This window comes from Nostoc cf. edaphicum LEGE 07299 (assembly GCF_015207245.1).
GTDB classification, from domain to species: domain Bacteria; phylum Cyanobacteriota; class Cyanobacteriia; order Cyanobacteriales; family Nostocaceae; genus Nostoc; species Nostoc edaphicum_B.
In genome coordinates, this window is the sequence record NZ_JADEXF010000128.1 from 1 (window position 1) to 7,636 (window position 7,636).

The 7,636-nt window shown below is 39.0% G+C and carries 9 protein-coding genes; 2 read left to right on the forward strand and 7 right to left on the reverse strand.

Going from position 1 to position 7,636, the window contains the following annotated elements:
• Both dnaX and holA read left to right on the forward strand, forming a co-directional pair.
• On the forward strand, window positions 1-1,483 hold a 1,483-nt coding region (gene dnaX / locus IQ229_RS05720; RefSeq protein WP_322743945.1), incomplete at its 5' end, for a DNA polymerase III subunit gamma/tau.
• Window positions 1,480-2,484 (forward strand): DNA polymerase III subunit delta, encoded by a 1,005-nt coding sequence (gene holA, locus IQ229_RS05725; protein ID WP_162398232.1) that lies wholly within the window; start codon window positions 1,480-1,482, stop codon window positions 2,482-2,484. The genes dnaX and holA, both read left to right, overlap by 4 nt.
• A gap of 181 nt (window positions 2,485-2,665) precedes the next feature.
• Here holA and IQ229_RS05730 read toward each other — a convergent pair whose 3' ends face one another.
• The 7 genes from IQ229_RS05730 to IQ229_RS05760 form a co-directional block, all read right to left on the reverse strand.
• Window positions 2,666-2,893, reverse strand: a complete 228-nt coding sequence (locus IQ229_RS05730) for a hypothetical protein (RefSeq protein ID WP_228013190.1) — start codon at window positions 2,891-2,893, stop codon at window positions 2,666-2,668.
• Between the two features lie 108 nt (window positions 2,894-3,001).
• Entirely contained in the window at window positions 3,002-3,895 is an 894-nt protein-coding gene (locus tag IQ229_RS05735) for a nucleoside triphosphate pyrophosphohydrolase family protein (protein WP_228013192.1), read from the reverse strand.
• A 20-nt stretch (window positions 3,896-3,915) separates the two neighbouring features.
• On the reverse strand, window positions 3,916-5,040 hold the full coding sequence (locus IQ229_RS05740; RefSeq protein ID WP_162398230.1) for a nucleotide kinase domain-containing protein: 1,125 nt from the start codon (window positions 5,038-5,040) through the stop codon (window positions 3,916-3,918).
• Window positions 5,041-5,152: 112 nt separating this feature from the next.
• Window positions 5,153-5,959: a thymidylate synthase family protein gene (locus tag IQ229_RS05745; RefSeq protein WP_162398229.1), complete on the reverse strand. Its 807-nt coding sequence runs from the start codon at window positions 5,957-5,959 to the stop codon at window positions 5,153-5,155.
• Window positions 5,952-6,818 carry an ImmA/IrrE family metallo-endopeptidase gene (locus tag IQ229_RS05750; protein WP_202928730.1) on the reverse strand — a complete coding sequence of 289 codons (867 nt, stop codon included), beginning with the start codon at window positions 6,816-6,818 and terminating at the stop codon, window positions 5,952-5,954. Before IQ229_RS05750 ends, IQ229_RS05745 begins: the two co-directional genes overlap by 8 nt.
• 44 nt (window positions 6,819-6,862) lie before the next feature.
• Window positions 6,863-7,213 carry a helix-turn-helix domain-containing protein gene (locus tag IQ229_RS05755; RefSeq protein WP_162398228.1) on the reverse strand — a complete coding sequence of 117 codons (351 nt, stop codon included), beginning with the start codon at window positions 7,211-7,213 and terminating at the stop codon, window positions 6,863-6,865.
• Entirely contained in the window at window positions 7,210-7,503 is a 294-nt protein-coding gene (locus tag IQ229_RS05760; RefSeq protein WP_162398227.1) for a hypothetical protein, read from the reverse strand. Before IQ229_RS05760 ends, IQ229_RS05755 begins: the two co-directional genes overlap by 4 nt.
• Window positions 7,504-7,636: the final 133 nt, after the last annotated feature.

Consider the following 7,636-nt stretch of genomic DNA (forward strand, 5'->3'; position numbering starts at 1 on the left):
CCCCCTTAACAGGGGTAAGGGCTACAAATTAAGGTTAATGAATCCTATGTCTACAGTCGCCCTACATCAAAAATATCGACCCCAGACAATAGCCGAATTAGTTGAACAGCCCTACATTAAAACTGCTCTGACTAATGCTGTAAAATACCTGCAAATTGCACCAGCTTATTTATTCACAGGTTCTAGAGGCACAGGTAAAACATCAACTGCTAGGATATTTGCTAAATCTCTCAATTGCCTCAACACTAAAAAACCAACTGACCAACCTTGTGGTATTTGTCAATCCTGCCGTTCAATTGAAACCAGTAATAGCCTAGATGTCAGTGAAATTGATGCTGCTTCTAATAATGGTGTAGATGATGCCCGTGCTTTAATTGAGCGCAGTACCTTAGCACCTGTTGCAGGACGTTACCGAATTTTTATTCTTGATGAGTGCCATTGTCTAACTGGTAACGCCTTCAATGCTTTACTTAAGTGTATTGAAGAACCGCCACCTCATGTTGTTTTCATTCTCTGCACAACAGAACTGCACAAGGTGTTACCTACCATTGTCAGCCGTTGTCAGGTGTTTAATTTCCGCACTTTGTCTATTCAGGCAATTGTGCAGCACCTCGGTATTGTAGCAGATGCAGAATCTATCTCTATTGATGAGGAGGCACTAACAGCGATCGCTCGACTCAGCGATGGTGGACTCAGAGATGCACTGCAATTACTGGGTCAGGTGAGTCTTTTAGATGAAGATATTACTGCCAATCATGTCATGGAAATCGCTGGTGGTGTGACAGAAACAGAATTAATGTCAATTTTACAGGCAATTTCCACTAACAACACCTTTAACTTGCTGCAAGTAGCAAGACTTCTAGTGGACTCTGGTAAAACGCCCAAATTGATTCTCTCCAACTTACTGCAAACATACCGAGATTTATTGATTATCAAGTCTGCACCCAAAGAGCAATCCCTGCTAACTGGTTGTGTTAGCTATGCTCAACTCAAGGTTTTAGCAAATCACTGGAACTTCGAGACGCTTAACTTGTCCCTAGCAGAGTTACAAAAAGCAGAAAACTATCTTCGGTACACAGTAAATGCTGCTGTGTGGCTAGAAGTTTGCTTACTGAACCTGATACCCAGTTTATTGCCTGTCAGTGCAACCAAGACGCTAACTGTTAAACCTGTAAATGACAAAGGGCATGATAGCAAATTGTTACCAGCAGTTGCAGCCAATACCGCTAACCTGGCTCAAATTTGGCTTTCTGTGATGGATACAGCTAAACCCAGCAATCAAAAGCTGTTGGCTCATGCAAATCTCGTTAAATTGCAAGGTGACAAGGCGATTTTAGAGGTTACACCAGCTTACCTGAATAAGTTTGAGAGTAGTAAAGAAGCGATCGCTAAAATGCTGCAACGAGCTACCCAAAGTCAACAACCAATGACTGTGTTAATTAAAACTGCCAACAAGAGCAGTAATGGGAGGGTAAAAGCATGATTGTCTTGCTGACAGGTGATGACCAACACGCTATCCAGGAACAGCTGAACCAATACAAAGCAGAGATTGATGCCCAATGGCTCACACTTTGCTATCACCGATTTCCAGCCGATCGCCTTGACCAAGCTATCAGTGTAGCTCGCACTCGTTCCCTGACTGGTGGTAAAAAACTGGTGATTGTCGAAAATTGCCACCTCAAGCAGTGGGGTGATACTGAGCTGGAAACTTTGCAGCAGCTTGTTCAAGTGCCTGAATTCACAATTCTGGTGTTTGTCGCCACTAATGTAGATAAGCGCCTGAAGATTTACAAACATCTTGTCAAGTATGCCAAGTTGTTTGAGTTTCCATTGATACCACCTTGGCGTACTGATTTGATTGAAAAGGCGTTAGCGAAGCTCGCCGCAGGCATCGCTACTCAGGCTAAAAAAATTAAGCTGGTGCTGTCAAAGGGTGCAGTGGAATATCTAGCAGAAGCAATTGGTAACGACATGACCCGTGCAGCCACAGAGTTACGCAAACTGTATATTTATGGTAAGGGCAGACAACTTGAGCTTGCAGAAGTAAAAGAATTAGTGCCATGTCAGACTCAGAATAGCCTACAACTGGCATCTGCTATTCGCCAAGGAGAAAGCAATCAAGTTTTGCACCTGCTGGATGATTTACTGTCACGCTCGGAACCATTAATGGTGATTATTGCTACTCTCCTAACGCAGTTTAGAACTTGGCTGTGGGTTAAGTCTGCGATTGTTTCTGGGATTAAGAAAGATAGTGAATTAGCTCAACTGTGCAGTATCAGCAATCCTAATCGCATTTACTATTTGCGTCAGGAGGTAGCAAATACAAGCATCAATGCTTTAGCTAAGGCAGTAACTATGATGCTGGATTTAGAGATGTCTATCAAGAGAGGCGTTGATAGCCCAGCGGTAGCGAGTCATCGAGCGTCGGCTAAAGATTTACTACCAACAATTCTTAGTGTTAGCAGGTTATTCAAGTTAACTTAATCAGATAAAATTGACTGATAGTTTTGGATTTTGGATTGTATATTTGATTTCAGTCTAAAATCCAAATTCACTAATAATGATATTAGTATCTAACAAAACTTTCACAAGTTATTTTTCTCATTTTATGAATAGGACGTGCTGACTCTCTTGAGAATATTGGTATCAAGTAAGTATTTCAAGCTCACGGATAAATTTCTCTGACCACACTGCGCTCTCGTAAGTCAGCGAAATCATCATCAGTAAAGATAATCCCCTCATTTTGGATTACTTTTCTAAATTTTTGTAATCCCTCCCAAAAATGATCCCTTCTAGATTCCTCATTTTTTTTACGGATAACCTCAAATAAATAGTCCCGTTCTTCTGTAGGCAAACTTTCAATAGAATTAATAATTTCTTGTAAATTCATCATAGAACCTCCTAATCAAGTAAACTCTACCTTTACTAACTCTATTTTAATCTCTATTTCCATTGCCTCAGCCTCTTACATGATATTTTTCCTATCACTCTGTTTCTAGATTTATTTTGCTTGATAACCTATAAAACTTGCATCCATATCAATAACGACTATACCCCCTCGATTTTTCTCTATTTGTCGCCAGACTTCATAGCCCATACAAATTGCCTTCTCCCAATCACCAAGTGAACACATAGAAACTTCTAAATCGAGAGTCATATTTTTAATGATCTTCAATAGTTGTTCATCTATCTCTGAAATTCCTTCCAAAAACCCGTGATCTTTGGCATAGCTAAACGCGAGTGCTGATATGCCTTCTTCAATAGCTACTGCCCGACCGCCATCTTCAACTTCGTCGGTGCGGGGATTGCTTTTTCGCTTAAGTTTTAGGCTACTCCGAATAACTGGCGACCAACCTAAAACGGCAACATACGACAAATGAAAAACATCATGAAAGCGGTAGCCATCACTGGAATATGAGTTATCAGTGAGGTAATTTCCAATTTGTTTACCATTGATAAATGCTCTCACTTTTACTGAGTTATCTTCGGTTTCTTCAGTAATATTTATTTCAATTTTTCGTGGAAAACGCTCGTATTCTGGAAAGTCATTATCAAATAGGTATGCTGTATTTTCACCATCTGTTTGTGCTAAATCTCTTCTTCCCCAACGGTCACGACATTTATTCAAATTACTTTGTGCAATTTCTGTTAAATCCAGATCAAACTTACTTGCTACGTTAGCAACATACCAAAGTAAATCTCCTAACTCTTCCGCAACACAATCTTTGAAAAGTTTATGGGCATCTTTATCTCGAAGATGTTTTTTATATTCAGTCAGGAGTGAGCCAGCCTCGCCTACTAAACCCAGCAGAGGAACTACTATTCCATCTCCATTTTTAGCAGGAACTTGATCTGTTTTCAGTGCTTGTTGTTGATATGCAGAAAAATCCATCATTCACTCCTTACCCTGAGATTCTAATTAGATTTAGACCGTCCAGAAGCTTGAATTTTTGTATATTCTTCTATAGTTTGGTTAATTTTCCATTTTGGTGGATACCAATAACTAATTGGTTGTACGTTAACTGAATACTTTTGCTTTATACGAGTTCTTCCTGATATTCCTGATATTTCAGGGTGTTTCATCCGAGAATATTTATCTACCTCACAAAATAGATTTTGGCAGTCAATTAATTGCAGTTTACGTCCCCAAAGTGACTGATAATTGAGTCCTAACCTCTCAAATTCTAATTCTTGTCGCTCTGCCATAAATTTAATAATTTCTGGTTCGTTTAAGCCTCCTAAATCAAGAAAACATTTGCGGATACCATCAAGCGCACCAGGCCCAGGAACGACAAATGCCATCTCGCTATAGTTAGTAATCTCGCTATAGTTAACATCAGTTATAAACTGATATGCCAAAAAATCGCCAATAGTTGGATAACTATGTAGTAAATCGAAACCCTGGTGCATATTTCGTGACTCTGCGAGTTTCTGTGGCAGATTATCCGCCATCATCTTCTCAATCAACTTAAGATTATTGCGATGTTTTGTAGTATATCCAAATGTTTTACCACCCGATGGCATGATATAGGCCGCAGAATAGATGGTCTGACCTGACTGCATGGTTTCTGTGAGAATTTTATCGTAGCGTTCAAATGAATAGTCAGCATAAGTAATGTGACCAATATTATTTTCTAGAAGCTCCCAAGTTTCAATTTTGTTAAAAATCTTGAAGAGGATAATTCTAAAGAATACTTCATTGATTGAAGATGGTAGATCATCCCGATAGATAACATTGCGTATTAAATACTGGCTTGTACGATCACTTGCACGATAAGCGTTTGTAAACTTGTATGTAGAAAGAATTGGATCATCAGTCCAAGGCATTGGTGCATTTTCTAGTTTTTTGAAAAAAATCTTTTGTCGTTCCGCAGCGAACTGCCAATAAGTATTGAATACAACTGTAGGCTTTATGGGTGAAATATGTGAAATAATGACTGGTGATGAGATTGCTTTTTCGCCACTGTTGCCAATATCAAGACTTAATTGTTTGTCCTGCCCAGTATTTTCGCTGGACTGTTTCTGACGTTTTGTTACCATTTTATTTCTCTTAAGAAACATCTCTGTTTCCCTAAATTAGTGAATGACTCTTGTCCGTAAAAAGCTTTTGTTAAGCTTATCTACGCAAACAAAAGATATATTTTATCTATTTTTATGTTTGCCACTTACTAGTTGTATTTCTAGCAGCATCTATAACTGGAGTGAGAATTGGCGATTTTTTACCAATTGTTTTTGTACCAATTTTCTGTAATTTTTCTACACCTACAAAGCAGTTCATCCGGTCAAGTATCAATCCCATTTCATGAGCCATAAAATATCCCAATCTGCATAGCCCCAAGTAGTTACCGTAGGCTTTATTAATAAGCTGTTGAGTGGCATAGAAAGCATTGATAACAAGAGTTTTGTCTTCATTGTTAGGCACAAAACTGACGTGTTGCAGACAAGGAAAAGGAAGGTATGGATCACAAACATGATCTTGTGCAGGATCAAAAATTGAAGCTTGAAGCATACTTTTTCTAACATTTGGGCGCGATGTGTACTCAGAAATAATGTGTTCTAGCTGGTTGAAATGATGTGATTCTGAACCAAAAGCAATTAACCTTTCAAAATAAAGTCCACGTCTATTTTTAGACTTAGCAAGAGCCTTAATTCTTGGCAAAGTATCAATGTAAGTTTCAAAGAATTTTTTCCGGTCATATTTAGAATGCCTCCATAAAGAACCAGGGAAAATTGTATTTGCAACTGTGTGGATACTTTGTTCGCTGTTATTTTTAAGGCAGTTATCTAGTGCATGTCGAATAGATTGATCTTCGTTGGGAATACCTTTGTTAAAGCCTGTTAAGCTTATTATTAGTGGTGAAATTTCATTGCCAGGATGATCGATAATGTGCAGGAATGCACGACACCAAGCATAAGAAAGGTTTGTTTCATCAATAAGGAGAGGCGTACTATTACTCATCTTCCATCTCCTCAAGGTGGCGATATTGACTTAATCCAACAAACTGATAACGAGAAATCCGCACAAGAACTGCCCAATCAGCATCAGGACAGTAGACACGCACAATCCCAGGACGGTTAGCTCGAAAGAGACGACCTTGTGGGTGATTTTCTTGGAAATTAATAGTTTCATTCGTTGCTTCTGCTGTGCTTGGTAGAAGAAGATAACTTCCAACCTCAGCATCAAGTGTAGTCATTGACCAATCTTTATCAGCAATAATTAACGGCTCTGTTGATGAAAAACCAATAACTTCTTGGCGGATAGATTTGGGTGTAAATTTGAGAAGTAACTCAGCTTTGGTGCGATTAATAATTTCTAGCGCATAAGTCATGTGATTGATCAGAGTCTCGTACCCAACACCAAAACTACAGGCAACTGTGAAAATCTGAACTGGTGTTGCTGAAGAAATATCCCAGCCACGAGAAGTAAATGCTTTTCTTACGCCCAAAGTCGGCATGAGTAAGAAAGCTGCAAAGGAGTCAACCAGAAACTCGTCAGGATAAAAAGGTTTAGATTTTTCCGAATCCTTTATCAGTTCATCAATGGTTGAACTGTGTCCAAAAACGTGATGTCCGAGTTCATGACCGCAGGTAAAGTTACGCCTAGTAAAAGGACGTAACGCGGAAAGTAATATTTGTGGTTCATTTTCTTTTAGATACATACCTTCCATACTGATGTCAACAAATCGAACTTTAACGTTAAGTTTGTCGCATAAGTTATAGATACAAATTGGACTTTTGAGGTCTAAACCAGCTTTTGTCCGAATTTCGATTGATTTACGCATGGCCTGTTTAGCCAATTCTTGCTTCTGATTAGCCACAGATTTTTTCCTACACTTGGTATCAAAGTAACTAATATTACTAATCACAGGTTGTCTCTCCCTGTTCGCATTGAAGCAAGTAATATTAACAGTCGGTCTAAATCTTCTGGTTTCAGCTTTTGGAGTTCCCGAGCAGCAAGCTGAAGTTTATTGTCATGAATATCGACTTTATCCACACCCTCAGCAAATAGCCATGACACACTTACATCAAAAATTTCTGCAAGTTTTGCTATCTCTTCAGCAGAAGCATTTCTGTTCCCGGCCTCTATTTCAGAAACAGAGGGTCGATGCAGTCCAAGAATTTTAGCTACTTGTGCCTGAGAGAGACCAGCCATTTTACGCGCTTCCCGAATGCGAGAAGCGATAATTGCTTTTTTGTCTTTTAGTTCAGTCATCTCTTTTGATTCCCTTTACTGACGATTTCACAAACTACATCAACTGATTCGTTGATAGTGAGTCGCTGCGTGCCATCCTCTGAAAGAAAAATGTTTACATCGTTTGGAATGTCTACATTCAGTTCAGTAGACAGCATAGTAATAGCAGCAAGACATAGATAACTGTCAAACCACCCTAAATCATTGAAAGGACAGGTTGTTCCCGTAATTGGTTGCCCTTGATACCCGCAATCAGTCTGCATTTCTTGAAACACTTCTATCAGCTTGACCTTTACATTTTCTGGGGTCATAGTGCAGCACACTATATTACGTTTAGTAAGATAATCTTACGTTTGGTAAGACAAAATGTCAATCGGAGTTCAGACTAATTTATTTGTTAACCATCAACCGTGAGATAAGTTTTGTATATTACACTGTGTACTG

Bases quoted from the DNA above. Each gene is read 5' to 3' on its own strand.
- IQ229_RS05740 (WP_162398230.1), bottom strand. From the start codon at position 5,040: ATGGTAACAAAACGTCAGAAACAGTCCAGCGAAAATACTGGGCAGGAC.
- IQ229_RS05760 (WP_162398227.1), bottom strand. From the start codon at position 7,503: ATGACCCCAGAAAATGTAAAGGTCAAGCTGATAGAAGTGTTTCAAGAA.
- IQ229_RS05735 (WP_228013192.1), bottom strand. From the start codon at position 3,895: ATGATGGATTTTTCTGCATATCAACAACAAGCACTGAAAACAGATCAA.
- holA (WP_162398232.1), top strand. From the start codon at position 1,480: ATGATTGTCTTGCTGACAGGTGATGACCAACACGCTATCCAGGAACAG.
- IQ229_RS05745 (WP_162398229.1), bottom strand. From the start codon at position 5,959: ATGAGTAATAGTACGCCTCTCCTTATTGATGAAACAAACCTTTCTTAT.
- IQ229_RS05755 (WP_162398228.1), bottom strand. From the start codon at position 7,213: ATGACTGAACTAAAAGACAAAAAAGCAATTATCGCTTCTCGCATTCGG.
- IQ229_RS05730 (WP_228013190.1), bottom strand. From the start codon at position 2,893: ATGATGAATTTACAAGAAATTATTAATTCTATTGAAAGTTTGCCTACA.